Origin of the sequence: Paraplanobispora takensis (assembly GCF_016863195.1) — a bacterium.
In the GTDB taxonomy this organism is placed as follows: Bacteria; Actinomycetota; Actinomycetes; order Streptosporangiales; family Streptosporangiaceae; genus Planobispora; species Planobispora takensis.
The window spans coordinates 172,920-198,175 of sequence record NZ_BOOK01000036.1; the positions used below are offsets into that span (position 1 = coordinate 172,920).

The 25,256-nt window shown below is 68.0% G+C and carries 27 protein-coding genes and 1 tRNA gene; 22 read left to right on the plus strand and 6 right to left on the minus strand.

The features are described 5' to 3' along the window. Positions 1–275 precede the first annotated feature (275 nt). Complete coding sequence (locus Pta02_RS25140) at positions 276–818, minus strand: GNAT family N-acetyltransferase (RefSeq protein ID WP_203877385.1); 543 nt, start codon at positions 816–818, stop codon at positions 276–278. Between the two features lie 241 nt (positions 819–1,059). Beyond that, a tRNA-Tyr gene (locus Pta02_RS25145) sits at positions 1,060–1,147 on the minus strand. 243 nt (positions 1,148–1,390) lie between these two features. Between Pta02_RS25145 and Pta02_RS25150 the strand changes: the two genes are divergently transcribed. Beyond that, positions 1,391–2,224, plus strand: coding sequence for a hypothetical protein (locus Pta02_RS25150; RefSeq protein WP_203877386.1), 834 nt, complete (start codon positions 1,391–1,393; stop codon positions 2,222–2,224). 59 nt (positions 2,225–2,283) lie between these two features. Here the strand turns inward: Pta02_RS25150 and Pta02_RS25155 are convergent, their stop codons facing one another. Beyond that, positions 2,284–2,949 (minus strand): GntR family transcriptional regulator, encoded by a 666-nt coding sequence (locus Pta02_RS25155; protein ID WP_203877387.1) that lies wholly within the window; start codon positions 2,947–2,949, stop codon positions 2,284–2,286. A 799-nt stretch (positions 2,950–3,748) separates the two neighbouring features. Between Pta02_RS25155 and Pta02_RS25160 the strand changes: the two genes are divergently transcribed. The 17 genes from Pta02_RS25160 to Pta02_RS25240 all read left to right on the plus strand — a co-directional run bounded on the left by Pta02_RS25160 (position 3,749) and on the right by Pta02_RS25240 (position 19,738). Continuing rightward, complete coding sequence (locus Pta02_RS25160) at positions 3,749–4,018, plus strand: toprim domain-containing protein (protein ID WP_203877388.1); 270 nt, start codon at positions 3,749–3,751, stop codon at positions 4,016–4,018. Further along, the gene (locus Pta02_RS25165) at positions 4,015–4,371 is read left to right on the plus strand and encodes a hypothetical protein (RefSeq protein WP_203877389.1); all 357 of its coding nucleotides are present in this window, start codon (positions 4,015–4,017) and stop codon (positions 4,369–4,371) included. The genes Pta02_RS25160 and Pta02_RS25165 overlap by 4 nt, the downstream gene beginning before the upstream one ends. A gap of 170 nt (positions 4,372–4,541) precedes the next feature. After that, positions 4,542–4,841 (plus strand): hypothetical protein, encoded by a 300-nt coding sequence (locus Pta02_RS25170; protein WP_203877390.1) that lies wholly within the window; start codon positions 4,542–4,544, stop codon positions 4,839–4,841. Next, positions 4,838–5,194, plus strand: coding sequence for a WhiB family transcriptional regulator (locus Pta02_RS42350; RefSeq protein WP_203877391.1), 357 nt, complete (start codon positions 4,838–4,840; stop codon positions 5,192–5,194). The genes Pta02_RS25170 and Pta02_RS42350 overlap by 4 nt, the downstream gene beginning before the upstream one ends. 258 nt (positions 5,195–5,452) lie before the next feature. Then, positions 5,453–6,175 carry a hypothetical protein gene (locus tag Pta02_RS25180; protein ID WP_203877392.1) on the plus strand — a complete coding sequence of 241 codons (723 nt, stop codon included), beginning with the start codon at positions 5,453–5,455 and terminating at the stop codon, positions 6,173–6,175. A gap of 87 nt (positions 6,176–6,262) precedes the next feature. Then, positions 6,263–7,651 carry a hypothetical protein gene (locus Pta02_RS25185; RefSeq protein ID WP_203877393.1) on the plus strand — a complete coding sequence of 463 codons (1,389 nt, stop codon included), beginning with the start codon at positions 6,263–6,265 and terminating at the stop codon, positions 7,649–7,651. A 143-nt stretch (positions 7,652–7,794) separates the two neighbouring features. After that, the gene (locus tag Pta02_RS25190; protein WP_203877394.1) at positions 7,795–8,460 is read left to right on the plus strand and encodes a hypothetical protein; all 666 of its coding nucleotides are present in this window, start codon (positions 7,795–7,797) and stop codon (positions 8,458–8,460) included. A 547-nt stretch (positions 8,461–9,007) separates the two neighbouring features. Further along, positions 9,008–9,307: a hypothetical protein gene (locus Pta02_RS25195; protein WP_203877395.1), complete on the plus strand. Its 300-nt coding sequence runs from the start codon at positions 9,008–9,010 to the stop codon at positions 9,305–9,307. Between the two features lie 521 nt (positions 9,308–9,828). Further along, positions 9,829–11,955, plus strand: coding sequence for a hypothetical protein (locus Pta02_RS25200; RefSeq protein WP_203877396.1), 2,127 nt, complete (start codon positions 9,829–9,831; stop codon positions 11,953–11,955). A 206-nt stretch (positions 11,956–12,161) separates the two neighbouring features. Beyond that, positions 12,162–12,425, plus strand: coding sequence for a hypothetical protein (locus tag Pta02_RS25205; protein ID WP_203877397.1), 264 nt, complete (start codon positions 12,162–12,164; stop codon positions 12,423–12,425). Positions 12,426–12,604: 179 nt separating this feature from the next. After that, the gene (locus tag Pta02_RS25210; protein ID WP_203877398.1) at positions 12,605–13,600 is read left to right on the plus strand and encodes a DUF5131 family protein; all 996 of its coding nucleotides are present in this window, start codon (positions 12,605–12,607) and stop codon (positions 13,598–13,600) included. After that, positions 13,597–13,845: a hypothetical protein gene (locus Pta02_RS25215; protein WP_203877399.1), complete on the plus strand. Its 249-nt coding sequence runs from the start codon at positions 13,597–13,599 to the stop codon at positions 13,843–13,845. Before Pta02_RS25210 ends, Pta02_RS25215 begins: the two co-directional genes overlap by 4 nt. Continuing rightward, positions 13,839–15,404 carry a DNA cytosine methyltransferase gene (locus tag Pta02_RS25220; RefSeq protein WP_239131213.1) on the plus strand — a complete coding sequence of 522 codons (1,566 nt, stop codon included), beginning with the start codon at positions 13,839–13,841 and terminating at the stop codon, positions 15,402–15,404. The genes Pta02_RS25215 and Pta02_RS25220 overlap by 7 nt, the downstream gene beginning before the upstream one ends. Continuing rightward, a complete protein-coding gene (locus Pta02_RS25225) occupies positions 15,401–16,300 on the plus strand; it encodes a bifunctional DNA primase/polymerase (protein ID WP_203877400.1) in 900 nt (299 codons plus the stop codon). The genes Pta02_RS25220 and Pta02_RS25225 overlap by 4 nt, the downstream gene beginning before the upstream one ends. Then, positions 16,297–17,859: a hypothetical protein gene (locus Pta02_RS25230; protein ID WP_203877401.1), complete on the plus strand. Its 1,563-nt coding sequence runs from the start codon at positions 16,297–16,299 to the stop codon at positions 17,857–17,859. Before Pta02_RS25225 ends, Pta02_RS25230 begins: the two co-directional genes overlap by 4 nt. Before the next feature lie 317 nt (positions 17,860–18,176). Next, positions 18,177–18,365 carry a helix-turn-helix transcriptional regulator gene (locus tag Pta02_RS25235; RefSeq protein WP_203877402.1) on the plus strand — a complete coding sequence of 63 codons (189 nt, stop codon included), beginning with the start codon at positions 18,177–18,179 and terminating at the stop codon, positions 18,363–18,365. Further along, positions 18,365–19,738 (plus strand): tyrosine-type recombinase/integrase, encoded by a 1,374-nt coding sequence (locus tag Pta02_RS25240; protein ID WP_203877403.1) that lies wholly within the window; start codon positions 18,365–18,367, stop codon positions 19,736–19,738. Before Pta02_RS25235 ends, Pta02_RS25240 begins: the two co-directional genes overlap by 1 nt. 470 nt (positions 19,739–20,208) lie before the next feature. Here Pta02_RS25240 and Pta02_RS25245 read toward each other — a convergent pair whose 3' ends face one another. Continuing rightward, positions 20,209–20,634 (minus strand): STAS domain-containing protein, encoded by a 426-nt coding sequence (locus Pta02_RS25245; protein ID WP_203877404.1) that lies wholly within the window; start codon positions 20,632–20,634, stop codon positions 20,209–20,211. Positions 20,635–20,859: 225 nt separating this feature from the next. Between Pta02_RS25245 and Pta02_RS25250 the strand changes: the two genes are divergently transcribed. Further along, positions 20,860–22,104 carry a sensor histidine kinase gene (locus Pta02_RS25250; protein WP_203877405.1) on the plus strand — a complete coding sequence of 415 codons (1,245 nt, stop codon included), beginning with the start codon at positions 20,860–20,862 and terminating at the stop codon, positions 22,102–22,104. A gap of 49 nt (positions 22,105–22,153) precedes the next feature. Here the strand turns inward: Pta02_RS25250 and Pta02_RS25255 are convergent, their stop codons facing one another. Next, on the minus strand, positions 22,154–22,510 hold the full coding sequence (locus Pta02_RS25255; RefSeq protein WP_203877406.1) for an STAS domain-containing protein: 357 nt from the start codon (positions 22,508–22,510) through the stop codon (positions 22,154–22,156). Positions 22,511–22,775: 265 nt separating this feature from the next. Next, the gene (locus Pta02_RS25260) at positions 22,776–23,243 is read right to left on the minus strand and encodes an STAS domain-containing protein (RefSeq protein WP_203877407.1); all 468 of its coding nucleotides are present in this window, start codon (positions 23,241–23,243) and stop codon (positions 22,776–22,778) included. A gap of 194 nt (positions 23,244–23,437) precedes the next feature. On the opposite strand from Pta02_RS25260, the gene Pta02_RS25265 reads away from it, so the two are divergent. From Pta02_RS25265 to Pta02_RS25275, 3 genes are all read left to right on the plus strand, one after another. Further along, positions 23,438–23,902 (plus strand): helix-turn-helix transcriptional regulator, encoded by a 465-nt coding sequence (locus Pta02_RS25265; protein ID WP_203877408.1) that lies wholly within the window; start codon positions 23,438–23,440, stop codon positions 23,900–23,902. A 247-nt stretch (positions 23,903–24,149) separates the two neighbouring features. After that, positions 24,150–24,530 (plus strand): STAS domain-containing protein, encoded by a 381-nt coding sequence (locus Pta02_RS25270; RefSeq protein ID WP_203877409.1) that lies wholly within the window; start codon positions 24,150–24,152, stop codon positions 24,528–24,530. 379 nt (positions 24,531–24,909) lie between these two features. Further along, the gene (locus tag Pta02_RS25275; RefSeq protein WP_203877410.1) at positions 24,910–25,251 is read left to right on the plus strand and encodes a hypothetical protein; all 342 of its coding nucleotides are present in this window, start codon (positions 24,910–24,912) and stop codon (positions 25,249–25,251) included. Positions 25,252–25,256 lie beyond the last annotated feature (5 nt).

The window sequence follows — 25,256 nt, forward strand, 5'->3', positions numbered from 1 at the left end:
AACGCCCTGTGATTCTTCCTACGCCGAGGAGACGCCGGGCCACTTCGTGACCGTCCTCGATGCTGACCCATTGGGCACCGAACCGCATGTCGAGCCCGTGCGCCACCAGCAGACGCAGTTGATTTCCGGTGGGAAAATTTTCGGCGGGAAAAAGAGTCATAAGCTATCCGGTTCCCATTGCATGAGTTCAGTGGCGTACGCCGCCATACGGAGAGCGGTGCTGGGAACGTCGTAGGCGTGCAGCCGGCAGTGCGGCTACGCCTCACGCCCAGTTGCTACCTGAGACCCGTGCCTCCTTGCGTCGTGGGCACCCAATAGCGACGCTTCTGCGCGATGATGTCGAGAGGTTCGCCACCGTTGGCTTCGATAACCCGCTGGGAAGCGGTATTCGTCCGGTCGCACATCACCAGCGCCCGAGAGATGCCCAGCAATCGCGCGATCGGCAGCGCCGCCGCGAGCATCGCCGTCGCGTGCCCCTGACGACGTGCGTTGGGACGTACGTCATAACCGATATGACCACCGATCTCCATCAGCGCCGGGGTGAGCCGATGGCGGATGGCCAGTCTGCCCAGAAATCGCTCGCCGTCGACCCACCACAGCGTGGTCATCGGCACGAAACCGCTTCGTACGCCCGTTTGGGTCCGCTCGCCGAGCACACGCGCGACATATGCCTCGAAGCCCCGCGCGTCTGCCAGAGCTTGCGGATCGACGTCGTCGACGAACCATGGAACCGGGTAGTCACGGTCGGCCCGGAACTCGGCCACCGCTGCTAGAAACGACTTCCGCAACCCGGCCGTCGGATCGATGAACCCTGGCATGACGACCATGATCCCGGTTTTTCAGGCGCCCGCTACTCACCCCGCATCCAGCGGGCGATGCGGGGGAAGCGGCGCGCCGGCTCTTCGTCGCTCTCGATTTTCGTCCACGGCGTGATCATGACATGGGCCCGGGTCTGTGCCCATGTCATGATCAACCGCAGAACGCCGGTGCCGGCCGGACACCATCGGACGGAGACGAAAGAGCCCCCGATCGCATCTCTGCCGATCGGGGGCTCTCTACTGGTGTGGCAGGTGCAGGACTTGAACCTGCGTAGGCTGAGCCGACGGTTTTACAGACCCGTCACAAAAACGCCCTGAACTGCACAAACGTAGATCTATATGGAAATCTCACCACGTATTCGACGTGATCAAGCTCTTGATACCTCTCCTACAAGAGCATCCATGGCTCACTCGCGCCCTTGCCGCACAGGCCCTGAGCCTGCTTATGGAGAGTCGGGGCGGACGCGCCGAGCTCGGTAGGCCCCTGTCTGCGTCGGTTCGACCAGCACTTCCGTCACAGGCACATCGGGAAAACCTGGCACGGTCGAGCATGGTACGAGAAGCTTGCTTGCATGGCTCAAGTCACTATGACGACGCAACGGTGGGATGAACTCAAGGCGCTGCTCCAGGATGACCGACGTCTTCAGACCGAGTACCCCAAGGTCGCGGAGTACCTGGAGATGGCAACAAGACTGCCGGGGACTGGTGATGATCAGGCCGACGCGGCGTTTGACCTGCGGTTTGTGCACTACATGACCGGTGGAGCTGCAGTGAGCTCCAACCCGTACTGGGACATCGTTGAGCCCTTGGTATTCGAGCACGAGGGTCGACGCGTGGTGAACGGCGGTCGAGCAGAGGGAAGCGCGCGTCTCGCCTTTGCACAGCTCATTCTGCAGTCAGCCTACGCCTACGCTGTACCTTCTCCGCAGACCATCGAATGGATATCTGGCTTCTGCGCCGGCCTCCCGATCGTGGAGCTGGGGGCCGGCAGAGGGTACTGGGCAGCCCAGTTGTCTCGCTCAGGGTTGCCGGTCGAGGCTTACGACGTAGAGCCTCCAGACAAGACCGAGAACATCTCCTTCCCCGGAGCATCCGGACAGGTAGACGTATGGCACCCAGTTCGTGACCTCGATGGGTTTGCAACCCGTTCCGAAGTTGCAGATTACGTGCTGTTTCTTTGCTGGCCACCGGGCTGGGGCGACAAGATGGCGTCTGAGGCGCTGTCGTCATTCGAGAGAGCAGGGGGCAAACGGCTCGTCTACATCGGAGAGCCGAAGGGCGGCAAGACCGGCAACGACGCATTTTTTGATGCCCTGGCAGCTCGCTGGAGCTTGGACTCCGTAGACCCTCACTTTGTCTCATGGTGGACTGAGGCGGACGTGGCTCAGGGCTGGGTCCGGAACTGAGGAGCGCAAGACGGAGGGGGCGCTGAATCGATCAGCACCCCCCCTTTTTTTGTGTGCGCCTATTTCAGAGCCATGCGGAATACGAAGGCGTCGTAGCGATCTCGTGGGTACGAAATATCGGAGATCATGATGACTCGACCATCAGAGGAAAGGAACCGCTGGTGGATTGTCTTGACGAGATCACCGGGGGTGGTACGTAGCCAGTCGGCATGTGCTGGCACCGGCAACTGGTCAGCGATCGTCTCTTCCAGGAAGGTCGCTTCCGATATGTCAGCGACATCTCTTGGATGGTAGGTATCGGAGATCGAGATGGGCCTACCATCCTCGGTAGCTCGGGTAACAACGTGAGTGATTTGCTCACCTGCTGGAACACCAAGAGCTTCCGCTAGGTCGTCGGCGGCGACGATCTGCTCTTTGCTGCGTTCCACCTGGATGGCCCGATCGGACTCGTTCTGGAACGAGCGTTCAGCCGACTCCATCTGCCGCTCAGGAGAGATCCGAACGAGATCTGGCCGGTCGGCAACGAAAACGCCACGTCGACGTACGGACCGGACGAGCCCCTGGCTCTGGAGCAACTCGATTGCCCGGCGCACCACGATGTCCGACACCCCGTTCTGCTGAGCAATCTCAGCGTAGCTCGGCAACTGGATGCCGGGCGGAAGCTCTCTTCCGCGGATACGTCGGGCGTACTCCCCTGCGATGCGGACGTAAGCCGGTTCCGCCATTCGGTGATCACTCCTCCAGTTGCCCGTCGATGACGCCTACATCGTATACGCAGTTTCGTATGCGAAGGTCTTGTACGTATACGAAGTTACGTATACGATGAGCTTCGGGTGGAGCTAATTGGTCAACTAGGCCAGCTCCCGGCAAACCAAGCTATGCGAGTCGCTTCTTGATCAACTGAACAACGGAATGCCAGCTGAAGCTGTAGATCCCGGTGATGGAATCCAAGGTCCCGCCGATCACAGTCGTGAGTACGGCTGGCAGCACACGCAGCGCTTGCGCTGCCCGTCCCCCACGCCCTTGCCGCTTACCCGCAGGTGCGTGGTCGGCGGAGAACGCAAGCACCTCCCTGCCTTCGTAAGGAGAACGCTCATGCGCCACAACCGACGCCCACCCCTGCTGGCCAGCGCAATGCCTCCCAACCACCTCAACCTGCGGCCAGGGGAACGTCTCATGGCCGTCTGCCCGGACTGCAACCGCTGGCGGCTGATCCGCCGCAGCATGCTGTGGCCCCACCGCACAGATGACGGCACCACCCGCTGCCCCGGCAGCGCTCAGCGCGTCATCATCGACCTGACCCCCACCCAGTGGCTGGCCCGCCTAGCGATGGCCTGCCGCCAGGCAGCCACCCGACGCACCCGGCGAATCCAGCTCGCCCCTCAGCCGCCGACGCCTACCCCGATCCATCGCCTGACCGCCGCCTAACCACACACGCTCTGCCCTCGTGGCGCCCGGATGGACCTTTTCTGGTCCGGCCGGGCGCTTTGTCATGCCCCGCTTCCCAAAAAGGAGTACCCGCCCATGACCGTCAACGCCCTGCCCTCCCCGGAACCGCTGGAGGAGATCACTGCCCTGCGCGAGGCACAACTGCAGCTCGATGAGGTACTGGTCGGCTTCGATCCGGATGATGCCACCGCGGCCGAGCGCGTCCGCGCCGACGGCCAGCTGTTCATCGCATCAGTGTGCGCCCAGCTGGCGCAGGCCGAAGCGCTGCAGGCCATCGCCACCACCCTCAATGAGGTCCTGGCTGAGCTGCGCACCCTGCTACGGCAGAGGGGCGGCCCCTCATGATGACCCGCCAGCGCATCACCGCCCTGCGCGAGCACGCCCAGGCCGCCCAGCTGATCAACGATGCCGATGAGCTGGCCGTCGTGGTCACCGAACTGCTGAGCGCGGTGGAGGCGGCCCAGCTACGCGAGCACCTGCTGCGCGGGGACTACATGGCGCTGCTGGCCGCGGCACGCGCCAGTATCGCCGCCGAACAATGCTGCGAGGCCGCACCGCTGGTCTTTCTCCGTGCCGAGCTGGACCGTCATGGCCAGCTGCCGGCCGCCGGAGAACGCGCCATGCGGGTGCTGGCCGACGCCACAACCACTCAGGCCCTCATCGCGCATCGCGCCGATCGGCTGCCGATAGGCACGTGACAGGCCTATCTACAAGTCCTCTCGTCGACAGACCGCGCCGTGGAAGGCCGCGGCCATCCGTTGCAACACCCTCGGCTCAAAGCCGACGGCACCTGCAGCCTTTCTCTTTCCGCGCCCCGTTCTCGGTGAGCGCGTCCTCTTTACCCCTGCTCTCCGAATAGAGGCTTGCCATGCGTACTGTCCTGCGGATCGCTGGGCTGTTCCTACCCGGCCCGGTGGTGTTCGTGGCCGCTCAGGTGGCCGGTGTCTGGCAGACCATCGTGGCTCTCGGCCTGTTGGTGTTGATCGTCGTCCTCGGTGCCCTTCCAGTGATGGCCATCGGCATCCGCCGTGAAGAGCGCGCTCTGTCGCTGGCCAGCGTTCCACCCGGCCGGGCCGCGGCCTTCACCCGCCGCCTTCTAAACGTGCATGTACGCACCTCTCCCCATCCGACTAATACCTCCGCCCCTAACCGGCAGGTGACTCGATGAACCTCTGGCGGATCCGCGCCCGCTGCGCGGATACCGAACTCGATCCCGAACTGTTCTTCCCTGACCGCGGCGATGCCGCTTCCGCCACCGCAGCCACAGCGATCTGCGTCAGCTGCCCAGTGCGCTTTGAGTGCCTGACCGACGCCCTGGTGCGTAAGGAGCGTCACGGCGTCTGGGGCGGCCTGGCCGAACAGGAACGCACCGCGCTCACGCGGCTGCCGCACCGCTGTCGGCACTGCCGCGGCCCGGCCTTCAACCCCCGCAGCCCCTACTGCAGCCGCGCCTGCCAGCTGGCCGCCGCCCGGTATCGCCGCGCCGCTCGGCGTCGGCAGAACGCCAGCCACGCGGCCTGACCCCTGCTTTCCCTCGTTACTTCGGAGGATCACATGACCTCCCTGAGTCTGGCCGTGCGTGTGCACCTGGCCGACGCCCTGGTCTGGGCGCACGCCCGGCATCTGATCGCTGCCGCGGCCGTGGCCGGCCACCGCCTCAATGCCGTTACCGCCCGCTGGGCGCAGTCGCCAGCCAACCGGTGCATCCGCCCAGGATGCCCCCGCTGCCGTCGCGCCCCCTGACCCCCGTTCCGTTGAGCTTGAAGGAGATCCGCCCTTATGAGCACCGTCCCCGCTCCGTCCTCCTCCCACCGCAACACCTCCACCCCCAAGGAATCGCCACAGCTGCTGGGCCTGGCCATGCCCGACCGCTCGGCCGCCGTTTGGGCTGAGCTGTCGATGCTGGCGCTGCATCTGGCCCACACCGCTCACGTGCCTGCGGTCATGCTGGTGGCCGAGCCCGATGCCGACCCCAGCCGCCGCATCGTCATCAGCACCGAGCGCACCGGTGATGACAGTCCCATCCCGATTCTGAGCATCGGCGGTGGCGTGCTGTACGGCCCACCCAACGCCCACACCGGGCGCGCCGCCGCCGGCGCGCTGGCCCATGCCCTGACCTGCCACCAGCAGACCCCCACGCCGCTTCGCCGCTGGCTGGGACACCTCGCCGATCTCGCCCTGATGGTCTTGCTGGCGGCCTTGCTCGGCGGCTGGAACCGCATCGTGCTCATAGCCGGTGCCCTCTGGCTCACCGCCTGGCTGGCCATCCTGGCCGGCCAGCGGCGCAGCGAGTACCTCGCCGACCGCAGCGCCCGCCAGCTGCTGCAAGAAGCCGGGCTGGATGGCCGCTCTTGCCTGCTGGCGATGCTGTATGACGTCGCCGCCCATGAATCCCGCACCTACCAGCGCTGTGGGTGGATCATCTCCGGCCTGCCCACCGCTGCGGCCCGCATCACCGCACTGACCCGCGCTCCCCGTGCCCGGCCTCCGGCCGCCGACTGACCCGCATCCCTTATTCGACGCCGCCGGATACGGCCTGGCCCTACCGAGGTCGTATCCGGCGATGCCGGCCTGTGGAGGTGACCTCTCATGAAGCTGCCCATCATCGCTACCCCGGCACAAGAAGCGCTCGCCCTGGCGCGGGCCCAGCCCTGGCTGGGCGCGATACTGATAGTGCTCGCGCTGGCCGTTGTGGCAGGCAGCCTGTGGGGGGCCGGGCGCGCGCTGCGCAAGGCCGGCACCCCGGCCGATCGGCTGACCGTGCTTGCTGCCCTGGTGGCCACCGGCGTGGCCGCGAGCGGGATGTGGGCGTTCTTCGAGGAAAAGCTGCCCCAGCTGCCCACGGTGTTGCGGGTGGTGTTCTTTGGCTTCCTTGAGCTGGCCGTACTGACCTCTGCCGTGCGCGCCCGGCAAAACATCCGCGAGCACGGCACCGCCGGCGTCGACGGCGCCGCGGTATGGGTGCTGACCGGCCTGTCGGCGGTGTTGTCGGCGCTGGCCGCCGGGAGCTTCGCCACCGATGTGCTGCGCTTGGCCACGCCGTTCGTGGCGGCCTGGCTGTGGGAGCGCGGCCTGGCCGGCGAGCGGCGTAAAGCCACCGGCCGCCCCAGCCCGGAACACATCTATTGGCGCTTTACCCGCCGGCGCCTGCTGATCCGGCTGGGCCTGGCCGAACCGGTCGATCGGCAGGTCTCCGAGGTCGCTGCGCACCATCGCGTGACCGCGGTAGCCCGCGCCGCCCACCAGGTGGCTCTGGCTGCAGGCTCACGCTGGCCCGGCCGCAAGAGTCGAGCGGCGCGACGGCTGCGTACCGCGATGATCGCCGCGATCGAACACGCCGGCTTGGCCACCGATGTGCAGCGCCAGCGCACCCTGCTGGCGCAAATCGGCGCGCTGGCCCATGCCGGCCAGCTGGCCACCACCGCGGTGCCGGCTCCCTGGGCCGCGGCCCTGGCCGCCCTGACCCGCCCGGCGCAGGAGCGACCGAAAGCCGAGCAGGCCAATGCGGTGCTGCAGTCGTGGGCCGCACTGTGGCGCGGCCCCACCGCACTGGATCCGGACCCAAAAGTCCTCTTCGACACCCCTACCATCACGGGCCCCGTGCTGGCTCCGCATCCAGCAGAACCTGACCCCACCGATCCCGCTGACCCCTGGGGCGGGGGGCACGGTAGCCCCACCGAACTGTCCGAGCGGGATCACCGTGACCCGGATAGCCCCGCTCTGACCCCACTGGGTGGGGACAGAGTGAGCTCAGGTTCGCATGCGACTGACCCTGACGGGGTCGTGGCCGACCTGACCACGATGGCGCACGATTCCGAGCGCATCCGCCGGGCTATCGACGCCCTGGGGCTGGATACCACTCCGGCGCAGATCACCGCATGGCTGGCCGCGCGCGGGGTCACTGTCACCGCCTCCAACGCCAAGACCGTGCTCAAGCGCGAAAAACGCGCCGCGGCCAGCAAGGCCCAACTGGCCTGATCCCCATGCGTGCCCTTGTTGCCAACCCGCCTTTGCGAGGTGACCCCATGCCTGCCCCTGCCACCCCCGGCGGCCCGCACCGCCACCCCTACCCACCGACCCCTACCGCTGAGCACTCACCGGCCAGCTCTTACCCGCCTGCCGTGCGGACCGGGCCGGGCAAGAACGCCGCCCTGCACAAGCGCCTGATCGCCGCCGCGGCACAGCCCGGCACCACGCTGCAGCTCACCGACCTCAAAACCCCCACCGACCCAGGCGCCGCACCTCCCGCCGGCGCCCCGGACCATCCGGCCCTATCCCCGATGCGCATCAAGGAGACCGCCATGGAAGCAGGCAAATGGATCATCTTCGCCGCTCTGGCCGGCGCGGTGTTCGTCGGCTTCAAATCCCGCCAGCTGAAGATGTATGAGTTCTTTGTCTGCGGCCTGTTCGTGCTGCTGCTGGACGGCTTGGTCTTCAACGGCCAGATCAGCAAGTGGGTCGGCGATCTGGGCAGCAACATCCCGGACGTGGCCGACTCGGTCACCGCCGGCCTGGCCCTGGGACCGGCCAGCCCCCGCACCCGCCGCCGGCTGGCCGCCTTCGGCCGGGCGCTGTGGGCCCAGCGCCCGCACTGGAGCGACTACCTGATCATCACCGCCATCACCCTCACCGTGCACTACCTACTGGGCTGGTCGTGGTGGTTCGGTGCGGTGGCCGCCGGCGCCCTGGCCGTCCTGGTGGCCATCAACGCCGCCCTCACCGTCCTGGTCGGCCCGCCCGCCGGCAACGACGGCCACCGCGGCGATCCGGACGGTCGCCATGGTTGATCCCCTAACCCTCATCCTCGTGCTGGCGATCCTGGCGACCAAGACCGGCCGCCACGCCAGCAAAAACGCCATCCGCTCCGGCTATCAAGCCACCGGCTGGCGCACCCCTAACCAGGCGCTGATCCACCATTCCGGCCGGGCCGGCGCCTGGAGCGGCCGGCTGTTCGCCCAAGCTGCCCGCGCTTCCCGCCGCGGCCTCAGCATCCTGGCCCGCCGCGGCCTCAGCATCCTGGCCCGGCGCATCTACCGGCGCACCGAACAGCGGATGCGGACGCGCTGGAATCGGCGCCTGGCCAGCGGTCATGCCCCGATCCCGCTCATTGGTCGCCGCCCACGTGACAGTGCGCCCGATGACCCCGCCCCAGTACAACCGGCCCGTGCAGTCAGCGCTGATGCACCGGCTGTCGCAGAAGGTTCCCAGCCATCCCCGGCTCCGCCGGAGCCCACCTCCCGTCCGCACCCCGAGCTTCCCCCGGCCCCGTCGGCCCGGCCTGGGGTTTCTCGATCTGCTGTGCTTCGTCGTCCCGCCCTCCGAAGGAGAACCGCCGTGTCCCAACTACTGATCAACATCGAGCCACCCAGCACCGACGCTGAGTTCCTCGAAGACTGCCGCACGATGGCCGATTGCCTGCGCACCCTGTCTGAGGAGATCAGCAACTGGGCCGAAGGCGTGGCCGCGCTCGGCCTGCCGCCCTCCATCACCCAGCCCCTGGCCGCCATCGGCGAAGGGCTCAGCGAGGCCGCCACCGGCGCGCTGCACGCAGCCGCCCGCTTCGAGGAGGAGTTCGAAGAGGCCCGCGAGGTCGCCGCCCGCGGCATCACCATCACCGGCCAAGACGCCGCGTGAGAAGCAACAGCCCCGCCATGCGTAGGCCTGCTGCCGGAGCACCCGGCCCACCTGCCGAGCTCTGCTGGGAGAACGTCGTCATCGGCGAACACCTGACAGTCCGGCGCGAATTCGACCCACCTCACCCGACCACCGGTCACCGGGTGGCCGAATGGCACGGCCGTCTGATCGACAACTCCCGCTGGGGCTTTTCCCTGCGCGGTGACGACGGCCGGCGCCAGGGCTTTTTCGCCTGGAGTATTGGCCCCGGCTACCGCCAAAGCGTCACCCGCAGCCCCGACCCCGCTCAGAAGAGTCAGAGGCTGCCAGCGGACTGAGGATCCACTTCATCACTCCCTCTCTCCGGCCCCGGTAGGTACTACCGCCTGCCGGGGTCATCACTCATTCGCGTAGCTGCCCAAGGAGGTGATCTGCTGATGGCCCGAGGAAATCGTTTCGGTATTGGTCGCAGTCCGCGCCGCACTGGCGGGTCCAGCCGACGCGGCTGGGGGAAAGGCGCTCCTGGCCGCTACGGCGACGGCGTGCCCTATCCGGCCGGCGTCTACCGCGACCGCTTGAGCGCCGGCCGCGTGCTGGCGGCAGTAGTGCGCGGCTATGGCCGGTGGGTGGCCCGCGCCCCCGAGACCCGCGGCCTGGCCTCCGGGCTGGCCGCACTGTATCCGGCCGGTGAGCTCATGCACGCCCTCGGCCCCGAGCCGCTGCTGGTCGGCGCGCTGGCTCCACCGCTGGCGATCTCGGCCTGGGTGGGCACCTACAAGGCACACCGCTCGGTGAAGTATTCGGCCGCGCTGACCGCCACCGTGGCCGCCGTGCCGGGCTGGCTGGCTTTCGCCGCCGGCTGGGGAGCCTTCAACCTGCCCACCTTGGTCGGCTACACCAGCACCGCCGCCCTGGCCTGGTCGGCCTTTACCTGGTCGGACGTGCTGCGCGAGCGCCGCGCCTGGCAAGAACAACAACTCAAATGGGACACCCTGGCCGCCACCGCCGGCCTGGAAGGCTCCCGGCTGATCGGCATCGAACAGACCCGGCTCGGACCGTGCTTTCGCATCGACGTCCGCAGGTGCGACAAGACCGCCAGCCAGCTGACCAGCGGCGTGCTCGCCGAGCGCCTGGCCGCCGAACTGGGCCTGGCCAAAGATCAAGTGAGCGTGCGCGAGGATGCCCGGCACGCCGGCATCCTGCGCATCCAAATCCACACCCTGGACCCATGGACCCAGCCGGCCCCCGCCCTGGCCCTGACCGGTGCCACTGGCGAGAGCGGAAGCAGTGGTGCGCTGGTGCGCCGCTCGGTGCTGGATCGCCCGCTGCAGGTGGGCGATGCCCCCGATACCGGCCAGGCCATGCAGCTGGTGCTCTACAACCACGAAGGCGGCCACCACACCTTCGTCGTCGCCCCGACCGGCGCCGGCAAGACCACCTTCTACAACGCCGTCATCGACGACCTCAGCGGTTGCACCGATGTGCTGATCTGGGGCATCGACCTGTTCAAAGGCACCATCCCGGCGCTGTGGGGGCCGGTGTTGGATGCCAGCGCCGGCATCGGCGAATACGACAAAGCCCTGGCCATCCTGGAATGGGCCTATCTGCTGATCAAGGAGCGCTCCCGCAAAAACGGCGGCCTGGACCATGTGCCCACTCCGACCGAACCGCTGATCGTGATCTTTGTCGATGAGCAAGACGAGCTGACCGGCATGCACAGCCCGATTGCGCACAAGGCCCGGTTCTTCACCGACAAGATCCACACCAAGGGGCGCTCGGCCGCGGTGGTGCTGCTGACCGCCAGCCAGCGCGGCGTCATCCAGCACACCGGCAGCAAGGAAGCCCACTTCAACGCCCAAAACAAAATCGTGCTGCGGATCAACCGCATCACCGAGATGGCCAACGTGGTGCCCGAGTGGGAGGCCGCCGGTATGCCCAACATGGTCACCTACCGCCAAGGCACCAAGGGCGTGATCCTCATCGTCGATGCCGCCAACCAATGGCGCGCCGGCCGTTTTCGTAACCTGTCGGACTTCCGCGCCGTCAAGCAGCTGGCCGCCGCACGCGGCGGACCGGCCGCCACACTCGATGCCGACCTGGTGCCCCTGCTGGTGGCCCAACCCAAAAAGGACCAGCAGCAGGCCTATGCCGACCGGCACGCCACCGATCCCGGCAGCACCACCCCGGCATCGCTGCCGGCCCCGCCCGCCGGCACCGGCCACCCCGCCGCGGAGGGCTGGGGAGTGGATCCGGCGGACTCCGGCGCGGTGGATCGCCTGGCCCGCCATCTGGTCACCGAGATCGAAACCAACCTGGCCGGCATGCCCGACCCACCCCGCCACCCCACCCGGATCGAGGATCTACTGGCCGCCAAACAGCTGGTTGAACACACCGATGTCAACGATCCCGCGGTCAACCGCGCTATCACCGTGCCCGAGCACATCACCCGAGCCATCCTGCGCCTGCTGGCCCAGCGCGGCGAGGCCGGGGCCCGGCGCGACGAACTGGTTGCCGCCGTTGGGAAATCCCGCTCCGGGGTAGCCAACTGGCTGGCCATCTTGCGTGATCACCACGTCATCGTCGCCGCGGGAGCAGGAAAAGCCGCTCGGTATTACCTACCGGAGTATGCCCCTGCACTCGATGACGACGATTCCGCCGGTGACTACTGATCGTCACCGTCGAACCGTGCGAACTGTCCACCCAACTGTCCACGGAACTGTCCATCGGGCTCTCCTATAGGACCCTCCTGCGGACAGTTGGACAGTTCCCCACAGGACAGTTCACCCCTCACCTTCCGTAATCACTCTCGCGCCCGGACGGCACCCGATCAAAGCCATCTGGGCGCTTTGCCGTGTCCCGGGAAAGGACGCCAGCCATGACCTTCCTCTCCCTCTTGTCCGTGTCCACGCCACCGGTTCAGAGCGGTAATCCGCTGCCCGGATGGCTGGTTCTGATCAGTCTGGCTGCGCTGTACGGCGCCGGCTATGCCCTCTCCATCCGGTTGCACCCGTATCGGGCCTGTCGCCGCTGCCGCGGCTCCGGCAAACACCGCGGCTGGTTCTTCACCGACGCCTTCCGCGCCTGCGACGCCTGCGGCGGCACCGGCCGCGAGCTGCGCCGCTTCGCCCGCGACGACTGACCCCACGCGACCCTGCAACACCCCACTCCGCCACGACACCGGCGCTCTCGTCATCAATCCCTTCCGCGCCTGCTCCGGCACCGGGATGCGCCCCCAGATCGGCTGGCAGCTCTGGACCTACTTCCACCGCATCCACCGCGACGGCACCCGCTGACCCCGCACCCAAGGAGACATCCGCCATGTCCGACCACAGCTCGATCGAGTGGACCAACGCCACCTGGAATCCCGTCACCGGCTGCACCAAGGTCTCCCGAGGCTGTGACCACTGCTACGCCGAGACGTTCGCCGAGCGCTGGCGCGGCACTCCGGGCCACCACTTCACCAACGGGTTCGACGTCCAGCTTCGCCCCGAGCGCCTGGATCAGCCGCTGAGCTGGCGCAAGCCGCGCCGCATCTTCGTCAACAGCATGTCCGACCTGTTCCACGACGCCGTGCCGGACGACTTCATCCTGAAGGTCTTCGAACGGATGTGGTGGGCCCCGCAGCACACCTTTCAGGTGCTCACCAAGCGGCACGGCCGGATGCGATCCCTGCTGCCGCGTCTGGAGGAGCGCCTTCGCCAGGTCGAGACGGACCTCACGCTGGTGGACTGCCCGACGCCGCTCATCTGGCCGCTGCCGAATGTGTGGCTGGGCGTCTCGGTCGAGGACCAAAAGCACGCCGAGCTCCGGATACCCGCGCTGCTGGAGACTCCGGCCGCGGTGCGGTTCGTCAGCGCTGAACCATTGCTGGGGCCGATCGACCTGACACGGGCCGTTCGGACCATGGGCAGCCAGCGCGGCCACGGCTTGACCGCCTCCTTCATCCACGCGGGCGACTGCTGCCGCCACTTCCACGGCATCGACTGGGTCATCGTCGGCGGAGAGTCCGGCGCCCGAGCCCGTCCCATGCACCCCGACTGGGCGCGCTCCCTGCGCGACCAGTGCGCCGCCGCTGAGGTGCCGTTCTTCTTCAAACAGCACGGCGCCTGGGCGCCGTGGGAGCAGGGCAGTCCCACCCCGGCCGCTGTCCGCAGCACCCTGGCACTGGTCAGCCCGGACGGCCGCACCCACTCCCCGCGCATCGGCGCGCCGGCCCCGGCCGGATCGGTCCTGATGGCCCGCTACGGCAAGGGCCGATCCGGCCGTGTGCTCGACGGCCACACCTGGGAGCAGTTCCCGGCGGTGGCCGCATGATCGGCCGCATCTACCTGGAGCGCGGCCGGCCCGTGGCGGTCCTCATCCGCTGGGGATCGGCCATCCGCCCCGGCGAGCAGCCCGCCCGCCTGACCGTGCTCCCGGCCCCGTCCGGGCGGGCCGTTCCCGCCCACGGCACCGGCCCGCGCAACGTCCTGATTCGCCGCGCGGACGGCTCCCTCATCGTCCGCCCGTTCCGGGGGCTGCACCGCCCCACCCCGGACAAGGAGATCTCATCGTGCTGACCGTCATGGACTGGTTCTGCGGAGCCGGCGGCTCCTCCCAGGGCGCGCACGCGGTGCCCGGCGTGACCGTCACCCGCGCCGCCAACCACTGGGAAGTGGCCATCGCCTCCCACGCCGCCAACTTCCCGACCACCGACCACTACCAGGGCGACATCCGCACCGCCCCCGTGCAGCGCTGGCCCGTCTGTGACATCTTCTGGGCCTCGCCCGAATGCCCGAAGTGGAGCCGTGCCCGCGGCACGCGCCGCGACTTCCACAACACCCGCCAGGGCGCCCTGTTCGAGCTGCCCGGCACCGCCCGCTCCGCCGAACACGAACGCTCCCGCGCCCTCATGGAAGAGGTCCCGCTCTACCTGGAGGGCGTGGCCGATCGCGGCGGGCGGGTGCTGGCCGGCGTGGTCGAGAACGTCATCGACTGCCGCGCCTGGGACGCCTGGGACGGCTGGACCGGCCGCATCCACGCCCTGGGCTACCGCACGAAGGTGCTCGCGCTCAACAGCATGCACGCCCGGCCGGTGCGCACCCCGGCCGCCCCGCAGTCCCGCGACCGGCTGTATATCGCCTACTGGCACCGCTGTCTGGGCCGCGCCCCGGACTTCGACAAGTGGCTTCGCCCGAAGGCATGGTGCCCGTCGTGCGGACAGCGCATCGACGCCGTGCAGACCTTCAAGAACCCGCGCCGCGACATGGGCCGCTACCGCCAGCAATACCTCTACCGCTGCCCGCACACCTCCTGCCGGGGCGCGGTAGTCGAACCCGAGGTGCTCCCGGCCGCAACCGCGATCGACTGGAGCCTTCCCGGAGTGCGGATCGGGGAGCGCAACGAACCGCTCGCCGCGGCCACGATGCGGCGCATCCGTGAGGGCATCGCCCGCTACTGGGGGCCCATCCTGGCCCCGGCCGGCGGCACCTGGCGTGACCAGGCCAGCCCGATCGGTGCGCCGATGCCCACCCGCACCACCCGCGAAAGCGACGGCCTCGCCGTCCCGCCGCCGCTGGTGCCGGTCGAAGGGCGCGACGGCAAGACCGCGCGCCCGGCCGCGTGGCCGCTGCGCACCCAGACCACCCGCAACGAGACCGGCCTGGCCCTGCCCGGCGCGGCGGGGGCATTCATCGCCGAGCTGCGCGGCGGGGGGTCGGTGGCCCGGCCGGTGGCCGAGGCGCTGGCCACCGTGACCGCCTCCGGCAACCACCACGGCCTGGTCACCCCGCCCGAGCCCGGTGGCCTGCTGGTGCCGTACTACGGCACCGGCACCGCCCGCCCCACCGGTCGGCCGGTGGGCGCGCTGACCACCCGCGACCGCTACGGCCTCGCCGCGCCCCCCGGCGACGCCCTGAGCGTGGATCTGACCATCGACCTGGACGACGTGCGCTTCCGGATGCTGGAACCCGCCGAGATCGGCCGCGCCATGGCCTTCGGCGACGGCTACCGGGTGCTGGGCAACAAGCGCCAGCGGGTGCGCCAGTACGGCAACGCCGTCACCCCGCCCGTGGCCGAGGTCCTCATCTCCGCGCTGGTCGAGGCCATCACCGGCACCCACCTGGAGGTGGCCGCATGAACGCCCCCGAGCTGCTCCGCTACGCCCTGGCCGCCGCGGCCCGCGGCTGGCACGTCTTCCCCCTCACCCCCGGCGACAAGGTCCCGCTCAAGGGCATGAGCTGGACCCAGCACACCACCACCGATCCTGAGGTGATCGGCCGGATCTGGGCCCGCACGCCGTTCAACATTGGCATCGCCTGCGGTCCGTCCCGGCTCGTGGTCATCGACCTGGACGTCCCCAAACCGGGTGAGCATCCACCCGCCGGCTGGGATCAGCCCGGCGTATGCGAGGGTGCCGACGTCTTCGCCCTGATCTGCGAGCAGGCCAGACAGCCGGTGCCGTGGGAGACCTTCACCGTGCGTACCCGCCGCGGCGGCATTCACCTGTACTTCACCGCCCCCAACGGCATCACCCTGGCCAACACCTGCGGCGAGCGCGGCGCCGGCCTGGGCTGGAAAATCGACACCCGAGCCGCGGGCGGGTACGTAGTCGGCCCCGGCAGCGTCGTGGACCTGCCCGACGGGGCAGGCGCCTACGAGGTGCTGCACACCCCGGCTCCGGCAGTGCTACCGGCGTGGCTGGCCGAACGACTACGACCGGCGCCATCGCCACCGCCGCAACCCACCGTGCTCCCGGTGCACTCCGGGCGCCGCGGCGCTTACCTGGATGCGGCGATCCGCGCCAGCCTGGCAAAGATCACCGCCGTATCCGAAGGCAATCGCAACGTCACCCTGTACGGCGCCGCCGCCTCCCTGGGCCAGCTGGTGGCCGGCGGCGCGCTGGACGCCGATGCCACCGAAGACCTGCTGCTGCAGGCCGCAACAGCCATCGGCTACCCGGCGGCTCCGGCCCGCAAGACCATCCGATCGGGATTTCGCCGGGGAGCCATGCGTCCGCGCCGGGTGCCGGCATGAGTGATGCGCCCCGGATCCAGATCGGCTCCGGGCCGGAAACCATCCGGGTGCTCAAGGCGGAACTGGCCGGCAAGCTGCTGCCCGACACCTATGTCTGCGGCGGCGCGCTGGTGCACATGGAGACCGTCTCCGGCGGCCAAGTCAGCCCGGCTACTGATGAGGACTCACCCCTGCCGGTCACCGCCAGCCCGATCACACCCGCCACCTTGGCCGGGCTGCTGGCCGAACACGCCTATGTCTACCGGCTGCGCTCACGCAAAGCCGATGGCGGGGTGGAGATGTATGAGGAGGAAATCACCCCACCGCGCGACATCCTGGCCTCGGTGCTGGCCGGCAAGACCTGGCCCGATGTGGCTCCGTTGTGCGGGGTGATCGGCGCGCCGGTGCTGCGCCGCGACGGCACCCTGTTGCAGCACCCCGGCTACGACCCGGCGACGGGGCTGTATCTGGCCGCCAAGGTGGCGCTACCGCCGGTGCCCGAGCGACCCACACCCGAACAGGTGCATGCGGCCCGCGACTTCCTGCTCCACCGCTTCCTGCGGGACTTCCCCTGGGCCAGTGCCGCGGATCGGGCCAACTACATCGCCTTGTTGGCCACCCCGATCCTGCGGCACTTCACCCGCTCCCTGACCCCGTTCGCCCTCATCGACGCCACCATGCCGGCCTCCGGCAAATCCATCCTGACCGGCGGCCCCGGCATGCTCTATGGCCAGCGCGTCATGCCCTGGGCCTACACCGAAGAAGAACTACGCAAAAGCATCACCGCGGTGCTGGCCGAACAGGTCGGCGTGGTCGTGTGGGACAACCTGGCCGAAGGTACCGTCATCGACTCACCCACCCTGGCCCTGCTGGTCACCGCCGGCGTGTGGTCGGACCGGCAACTCGGCGCCTCGCGCAACGTGGCCACCGTCAACGACCGGCTGTGGATGGCCACCGGTAACAACCTCCAAGTCGGCGGCGACATGGCCTCGCGCACCGTGCGGGTGCACCTGGATCCGAACATGCCCCGCCCCGAACAGCGCGACCAATCCCGCTTCGGCATCCCGCACCTGGACCAATGGATCACCGTCCCGGCCAACCAGCTCACCGTGCTGTGGCACCTGCTCATCCTGGTGCTCGACTGGACCGGCCAGGGCGCCCCGCGTGCCTGCGGGCTGTCGATGCGCCAATTCACCCCGTGGGCGCACGCTCTGGGCGGTTTCCTGGCCCACCACCACATCGACGGTTTTCTGAGCAATGCCGCCGATGTGCGCGACATCGACGAAGACGAAACCCGCTGGCGAGCCTTCCTGTCCTGCTGGCACGCCCTGCACGGCTCGGCGCCGATGACCGCCGCCGAGCTGCGCCGCTCCGGCGAACCCGAGCGGATCGGCTTTGAGGAGCACGACCGCTGGGACGGCCAGTTCATCACCACCCACAGCGGCCGGCTGCCCAACGCCCTGTCCCTGGGCCGGCTGCTGACCGGGCAGGCCGGCCGCTGGCGCGGGGACTACGTGATCCGCTCAGCCAAGAACGACCGCGGTGACCGAAACACCTTTTGGGTCGAGCACCATGCCTGAGCCGGTCGGAGAAGCGCTGAAACATCTCCGCATCTCCGCATCTCCGCACACCACCTCCTGACGAGCGGAAACGAATGCGGAGATAGCAGAGATCGATAACTGCCATCTCCGCATCCCCACAGATTCCGCGGAGATGACCCCCGGTTCGCGGAGATGGAGTCACCCCAGAACCTTCTATCTCCGCACGCATCACCGCAGCTCAGTCCCACCTCTGCGGAGATGCGGAGGTGCGGAGATGTTTCAGCCCCTGCCCGTAGCGCCACACTCGCCGACCATTTCGGCCCTGCCCATACCTGCCTCGGAAGGACTCACTCGCCATGGCTACCGGCAAGCCCCTAACCGTCGCCGAGTTCTGCGCCGAACTCGGCATCTCCCGCTCCACCTTCTACGACTGGCGCGCCAAGCGCCGGGCCCCCAAGTGCATCACTCTGCCCAACGGCAGTCTGCGCATCCGCCGCGCCGAGTTCGAGCGCTGGCTGAGCGAACGGGAGGACAGCACCGTCTGATGAACACCACCTACGATGTCCGTTTCTGGAAAACCCAGATGTACAAGGGCCAGAAAGTCACCAGCCATACCGTCCGATGGGTAGTGGCCGGAAAGGAGCGGAGGGAGTCTTTCCGTACGGCGGCGCACGCCGAGAGCTTCCGCGCTCGCCTGATGACCGCCGCTCGTGAGGGGGAGGCATTCGACCCCCGCACAGGACTGCCGATCTCGTGGCGGCGCGAGGAATCCGCCCTGAGTTGGTATGCCTTTACCGCGACCTACGTGGACGCGAAATGGCCCTTCGCCTCCCCCAACCACCGCCGCGGTATCGCCGAGGCGCTCACCGACGCCACTGAGGCACTCCTCACCGGCGGGAATGCGCCCTCCCGCGAGATGCTCCGAGCGGCTCTGCGCTGGACCTACAGCACCCGTATCCGGGATGGCGGTGAGCCGCCCGCCGAGCTGATTGCCGCACTCCGCTGGCTGGAGCAGCACACGATTCCCCTGACGGCGTTCAACGAGCCGGGCAAGGGCGCCGTGCTCGCGCGGGCCGTACTCGGCAGGATCAGCCGTACCAAGGAGGGGAAGCTGGCCGCGGGCAACACGGCCAACCGCAAGCGGATGGTGCTCAACAACGCCATGGAGTACGCCCGGGAAATCGGAGCACTGCCGGCTAACCCGCTCAAGGCAGTGAAGTGGACCAAGCCGCGAACGCTGTCCGCAGTGGACCCGCGCACGGTCATCAACATCGAACAGGCCCGGCGGTTCCTGCGTGCCGTGCAAAAGCACAGCAGGCGAGGAGAGCGCATGGAAGCGTTCTTCGGGTGCATGTACTACGCCGCCTTACGTCCGGAAGAGGTCGTGGACCTGCGCCGTGAGCATCTGGTGAGCCTGCCCGATGACGGCGGCTGGGGAGAGATGCGGCTCACCAACGCTGACCCCCGGGCCGGAAGTCGTTGGACTGACAGCGGCAAGCCTCGCGAGCGCCGCGCGCTCAAACACCGCGCTGACGGCGAGACTCGCCCGGTGCCGATCCATCCTGAACTGGTCGCGCTGCTGAGGGCCCATCTTGAGAGGTTCGGAGCCGGCCCGGAAAGGCGCGTGTTCGTCGGACCGCGCGGTGGACAGATGACCGACCGCGCCTATCTCAAGGTCTTTCACGAGGCACGAGCTGCAGCCTTCACCCCGCAGGAGGCTGCCTCACCCCTTATGGATGTGCCCTACGCGCTGCGGCATGCTGCCGTGTCCACATGGCTGAACGCCGGCGTCCCGGCGCCCCAGGTCGCCGAGTGGGCAGGGCATAGCGTGAATGTGCTGCTACGGGTCTACGCCACATGCATCCACGGGCAGGGCCGGGAGGCGATGCGCCGGATCTGGGACGCTACACAACCTTGAGCTCTTGTCTTCGGACACTGATCGTGAATTTGGGATGCCGACCAGCTCATGTCCGGGTATCCGCCGGTGTAGGGGCTACGCACAGGCGGGTGCGGGGCGTGAGGCTCGGCGCTGTCACCCGAGCCCGCCACAGGGCTATGGGAAAGCTGAAGGAACAGCACTGCGGTGGGCCCGCGAATGAGTGTGCAGTTTTCTCCCTCCGGATCAACCACACCTCCCCATCATGCAGCTATTGGTATTCGATTGGCTACCCTCGGTGATAGTACGGTTGCCGGGAAGACAGACCTTCCCCTTCATCGGACCGGGTCGCGCTAGCCACCCTTCGGGAGGGGTAGAGCAAGCGGCAGGTTGCGGGTGCGACGCCAGAGCAGGCGATCGCCTCCGTGCCGGGGCCCGCGGGCGCCGTCCGCACTGCGGGCGCCACCCTGCAAATGCTCGCGGGCCCTTGCCAGTCCCTCTGGCCAGACGCTTCAGCGCGGGGCAGAGCGATGGCGTCCCAGCACACCGGGGGCGCGCGGGGTGCTGCGCTGCCGTCGGCCGGTACGGTCGGGGATAGCGCCGCCGGTGCGCAGGTGACTGCTGGCCAGCACCCGTCCCGCCACGCCGTCCAGCCCGTCGATGCGCAGAGCAATGCCACGACGCTCGGCGCGCTCAATGGCAGTGAGCACGGTGTGCAGTCCGGCACTGTCACAGCCGGTCAATGCGCTGATGTTCAGCACCAGATTGCGCATGCTGGTCGATTCTGCGGTCTGTAGCGCGGCCAGGCAGCACTCCAGCATGGGTGCACTGATGTGGCCAAGTACGCCGTGCACACGCACGGTGATCGTCTCATCAGCGGTATGGATGGTGATGATCTCGGCCGGGGATGGGGGCGGATCAGCAGGGGCAGCAGGCACGGCGGTCCTAGGGACGCGGGATCAAGGCGAGTAGATCAGTGTGCTACCACCGAGCGGCATCAGCTAACCCCGGTGCGGTTCGAGTTGGGCGCAGCTACCTCGTGCACTTATCGAGGTAGCCATGCAGACACCGGCGGCGCTTGCTGCCCAGCGCCCCCGCCGCTCCAGCAATCCATCCCGTCGAGAAGCCTCATAAAACCGGACAAAACGGGAATGGTGTTCTCAGTGAAGACGCTGACGATTCGTCCCGGTCCCGTCCTTGGCGAGGGAGTACAGGCCGCTGCTCGCCAGGCCGCACTGTTGTTCGCGCTGGCCGGGCTGCTGGCCCTGGCCGCAAGTGTGCTGCCGTTCAACGGGCCCCCTCTGCTGGGCGGGGTCGCCGCCGCCGCTGTGATCGTTGCCGGATTGGCATGGTGGCTGCCGTGGGAGCGTCTGGGCAGGCACGGACCGTTGCTGTTGTGCGCCCCTGCGCTGGTGTTGCTGGCCACCGCCACCTGGGCCTTCAATGGGGTGGCCGCGGCCACCGCCCCGTTCTTCATGCTGTTGTTCGCCTGGATCGGTCTGCATTTTTCGGTCCGGGCGGTGCTGGCGCTGGCGCTGCCGGCGGCGGTGGCCTACTTGGGCCCGTTGATCGCCGCCGGTCGCGGCCCGCTGGCCCTCAGCGGCGGCGCGGTGTTCATCCCCGCCATGATGGCTATTGGAAGCCTGATCGCCCGCCAGGTCGCCCATCATCGCCGCTCCCGTGCCCAGATCGAGCGGATGGAACGCTGGCGAGCCGCCCTCAGCGCCACCTTGGCCCATGATGTGCGCTCTCCGCTGACGGCGGCGCAGTTCGCCGTGGAAACCCTGGCCGAAGACGGCCCCGCTCTACCGGAGGCGCAGCGCACTGAAATCGCCGCCATGGCGATGCGGCAGATCAACCGCATCCGCCGCCTGGCCGCCGGCCTGCTGGATGCCGAGCGCCTGGACGTCCACGGCAACCTGCGCCTGGAGATGGCCACGGTGGATCTGCGCCGGGCCGCATGCGAGGCCACCGACTACCTCAGCGCCCCGGTCACCGTGGAGATCCCCGCTGGCCTGCGGGTGCGGGCCGATCCTGAGCGTCTGGAGCAAATTCTGGTCAACCTGGCCGCCAACGCCATCGGCCATGGGGCACTGCCGGTGGTCATCAGCGCTGAGCCGGATGGAGCCGACCGGGTGGCGGTGCATGTGCGCGATCACGGGACCGGTGTGCCGACCGACAAATGCGCGGTGTTGTTCTCCCGCTTCAGCGCCGCCGATACCAATCCCGCCTCGGTCGGCCTGGGCTTGTGGATCACTCGGGAACTGGCTCGCGCCCACGGCGGCGATGTCGTCTACCGCCCGGCCACCCCGGGCAGCCGCTTCACCGTCACCCTGCCCGCCGCCGTGGCGGCCGAGGCTGCACCCACCGGCCCGCAGGCTCCCGCCACCCCGCGCGCACGCTCCTGAACAGTCCTGTACCCTGCCTAGACCCCCGCCAGTACCTGCTCCATGGCTGTTACCGCTCAGCCTCGGAGTCGGCGGCCAGGTGCTCTGCGGCCACCGCCGCATCGGGGAAGGTCACGAACACGGCATGCAGGCCGGTGATGTCCAGCAGCCGTGCCAGCATTCCGGCCGCTCCGGCCAGTGCGAAGGATATCTGGTGAACCTGGCAGCGGTTGTAGACGCCGATCAGCTCACCCAGCCCGATGGAATCACAAAAGCCCACCTCGGCCACATCCACCACCAGGGCGCGCAGGCCCGGCCGTCCCCACAGGTCGTTCAGCTGCCGGCCCAGCAGCGGCTCCACACCGATCGTGAGCTCCCCATGCACCTGAGCGATGACGATTCCGCCGGCACGCTCGTGCAGCCGCACGCCGATCGGCGGATCGCCTGGCGAGGAAGGTCGCATATAGACCCCAGTGCATGTGAGGCAAGGCCGTTGCCTGCCCGCCTACCCTCGCAGCTTCCCCTAACGCCCGAATTATGGGCCAGCTGCTGTATCACCTGGTGGCATTGGTTTGGCCCTTTTCACAGTTGCACATCAGCCGGGCGGGGCCGGCCGCCGGTGTCCAAGACGGGTTACCCCCGATCGTCGACCAGCACATGCGTTGTGCGAGGTAAGCGACCGCATAAGTGATCTATTCCTGCCGTGGCCGGTGGTGGGCGCTGTTCGGGGTACCAGTGCGCAGCGGCAGGTCCAGGAGATCGGCCAGGTGCTGCAGATGGGACGGCACGTTGATCAGCCGGGCCGTGCCCTGCTGGCTCAGCCGCGCCAGCAGGCGCACCCCGCCGGTGTCGATGAAGCGCAGGTGCTGGGCGTCGATCAGAAGACGATCATCGCCGTGCCCGACGCGGATCAGCATCTCTTCCAGCGCGGCGCAGTTGCCGGCATCGACCTCGCCGATCAGATGGATCAACGTTGCGCCGGGGTGGGGATGGTAGATCAGGCGCAGCTGGCGATCGGCATACAGCACCGCGCCGATGACGCCGTGGCAGGCGGCGCCGTCGGAGGCGCCAGCGTCATCGTGCGGGAGTGTCACGGTGCCGCGGGCAACGGTGAGAGAGGGTCGGCTATGCGCCTGAAGGTCCTGCAGGCGCGGATGCATAGGCGCAAGAGCGGAAGCACAGGCATGCAGACCCCCACCGAGCAAGGGAGACCGGTTGGCTGGCATCATCTCACCTGCGTCCCGCTTCGTGAAGAGTCATACCGGAAACAAACTTCAGGTACTAAGCTTACGGTAAAGGTGTTCCGCCGTCACTGCCCGGCCGAATCCGCTTTCGACCCCACAAGAGAGATGACATGGCCTCGACCAACGGTGGTGAGCCCGCCTCCACCTGGACGTTCCTCACCCACCACGCCCGGGTGCTGGTGGAGATCGCCCGCGATCCGCAAGCGCGCATCCGCGATATGGCCGCCCGCATCGGCATCACCGAGCGCGCCGTCCAAAGCATCGTCTCCGACCTGCACCAGGAGGGTTACCTGACCCTGCACAAGGTCGGCCGGCGCAACCACTACACCCTCAATGCCGAGCGCGGCTTTCGCTATCCGACCGAGGCCGACTTGCCGGTGCGGCTGCTCCTCGACCTGTTTACCCAGCACGACCTGCCCGAGGGGCACACCCCTGAAGCGCACCACGCCGATATCGCGGTAGACCCGGGCTCCGACGATCGGCGCATCGCGAATCAGACGGCACAGCGACCACAGCAAGCGGCCGACACCCCAACACCATCAGAAGATCACACCCGGGCGACGACTGGCGGATAGACGACAGGCGAGAGCCACTCCTTCTCGTCGTCGCTTCTTACCCGCATCAACCTGAATGCCGCCCAGCGGCGAAGACGAAGTCGGCGGGGCACAATGGTTCATCCGTCAAAGGCTTCCAGAGCCGAGAGCCGCACATGAGCCTCTGCCGCTGCAGGTTGACATCGGGGATAGACGCGGCCATACCCCTGCAGCACAATTGACTACAGTGCGCATAACATGTGGGCACAGAGGGTGCAGAGGTGTCGACATGACACACGAAGACGCTCGTTACCTGGAAATCCATAGCTGGCGCCTGAAGGACACTTACATCCTGCGCCTGCATGGCGAGCTCGACCACCTCGGTGCCCCGGCGTTATCCGTCGCCCTGCACGACGCACTGACCTTGCAACTTCCGGTACTGATCGTGGACCTGACGCACGTATCGTTCATGGCTTCGGCTGGCGCAGGCGCCCTGATCAACGCCCACCAGACGATCACCGCTCGCCACGGCCGACTGCTAGTGGTGGCCCCTGCGGGCAGCACTCCCCGCCGACTGCTGGAGCTGACCCGACTCGATACGCACCTTTCGGTGCATGAGGATCTGGAACAGGCCATGCATGCCATAGCACTGGAGTCACCGACTCATTGATCAGACCGTCGGCCCGGCGGCATGAACGGTCTCAGGGCAGCGGCAATAGCCATGCCGCAGGATCAATGCCGCGCGCAGCGCGGTGCACTCCTGTCGACTGCCTGCCAGCCGGACACCTGCGCAGCACCGGCATCGACCGCCGGCACCTCCTCTAGCTACTGCAGCACCGGCGAGCGGGTCAGAACCCCCTCCGTTCCTGACCCGCCCACCCTGCGTCGCAGAGATGGCCATGCTCCACATGAAGCCTCCGCCCTCCACGGATGCAATCTTAGAGTAATCGCATGATCACTGATGGTTGTTATGCGGAATGTCGGCACTGCATCTGTTGCCTGGCAGCCACTTCAAGAGGCCGATACCGGAGATGAAATGATGGTTGCCCATGAGCCCGCAGCCCTCCGAACAAGCCAGTCCCGAGAAGTCTGAGCCGGCCTCATTGGTGGCCCGGGTTCGCCGGGAGTTGACCCGCGCGGGGTTCGTGGTCGACCCGACCACCCTGGCCGTCGACGGCGGCCTGCAGGTGCGCCACGACCCTGAGCGCGGCGTGGTGGTGGCGTGGATCACCGCGGCCGAGTTAACCGTCAGCGACCTGTCCCATCATGACCACATCCGCAGTATCGTCCACCTGGCGTTGAGCGCCATCTTGAGCGACGCGGGCTACCAGGTGACCAGCGACCCGGCCAGCGGCGAAGTGATCGTCGCCCACCCTCCGGCAGCCGCTTAATCCTG

Bases quoted from the DNA above. Each gene is read 5' to 3' on its own strand.
- Pta02_RS25260 (WP_203877407.1), bottom strand. From the start codon at position 23,243: ATGCATCCGCGCCTGCAGGACCTTCAGGCGCATAGCCGACCCTCTCTC.
- Pta02_RS25180 (WP_203877392.1), top strand. From the start codon at position 5,453: ATGAGCACCGTCCCCGCTCCGTCCTCCTCCCACCGCAACACCTCCACC.
- Pta02_RS25215 (WP_203877399.1), top strand. From the start codon at position 13,597: ATGATCGGCCGCATCTACCTGGAGCGCGGCCGGCCCGTGGCGGTCCTC.
- Pta02_RS25150 (WP_203877386.1), top strand. From the start codon at position 1,391: ATGGCTCAAGTCACTATGACGACGCAACGGTGGGATGAACTCAAGGCG.
- Pta02_RS25225 (WP_203877400.1), top strand. From the start codon at position 15,401: ATGAACGCCCCCGAGCTGCTCCGCTACGCCCTGGCCGCCGCGGCCCGC.
- Pta02_RS42350 (WP_203877391.1), top strand. From the start codon at position 4,838: ATGAACCTCTGGCGGATCCGCGCCCGCTGCGCGGATACCGAACTCGAT.
- Pta02_RS25140 (WP_203877385.1), bottom strand. From the start codon at position 818: ATGCCAGGGTTCATCGATCCGACGGCCGGGTTGCGGAAGTCGTTTCTA.
- Pta02_RS25170 (WP_203877390.1), top strand. From the start codon at position 4,542: ATGCGTACTGTCCTGCGGATCGCTGGGCTGTTCCTACCCGGCCCGGTG.
- Pta02_RS25185 (WP_203877393.1), top strand. From the start codon at position 6,263: ATGAAGCTGCCCATCATCGCTACCCCGGCACAAGAAGCGCTCGCCCTG.
- Pta02_RS25155 (WP_203877387.1), bottom strand. From the start codon at position 2,949: ATGGCGGAACCGGCTTACGTCCGCATCGCAGGGGAGTACGCCCGACGT.
- Pta02_RS25275 (WP_203877410.1), top strand. From the start codon at position 24,910: ATGAGCCCGCAGCCCTCCGAACAAGCCAGTCCCGAGAAGTCTGAGCCG.
- Pta02_RS25210 (WP_203877398.1), top strand. From the start codon at position 12,605: ATGTCCGACCACAGCTCGATCGAGTGGACCAACGCCACCTGGAATCCC.
- Pta02_RS25160 (WP_203877388.1), top strand. From the start codon at position 3,749: ATGACCGTCAACGCCCTGCCCTCCCCGGAACCGCTGGAGGAGATCACT.
- Pta02_RS25165 (WP_203877389.1), top strand. From the start codon at position 4,015: ATGATGACCCGCCAGCGCATCACCGCCCTGCGCGAGCACGCCCAGGCC.
- Pta02_RS25270 (WP_203877409.1), top strand. From the start codon at position 24,150: ATGACACACGAAGACGCTCGTTACCTGGAAATCCATAGCTGGCGCCTG.
- Pta02_RS25205 (WP_203877397.1), top strand. From the start codon at position 12,162: ATGACCTTCCTCTCCCTCTTGTCCGTGTCCACGCCACCGGTTCAGAGC.
- Pta02_RS25240 (WP_203877403.1), top strand. From the start codon at position 18,365: ATGAACACCACCTACGATGTCCGTTTCTGGAAAACCCAGATGTACAAG.
- Pta02_RS25230 (WP_203877401.1), top strand. From the start codon at position 16,297: ATGAGTGATGCGCCCCGGATCCAGATCGGCTCCGGGCCGGAAACCATC.
- Pta02_RS25265 (WP_203877408.1), top strand. From the start codon at position 23,438: ATGGCCTCGACCAACGGTGGTGAGCCCGCCTCCACCTGGACGTTCCTC.
- Pta02_RS25235 (WP_203877402.1), top strand. From the start codon at position 18,177: ATGGCTACCGGCAAGCCCCTAACCGTCGCCGAGTTCTGCGCCGAACTC.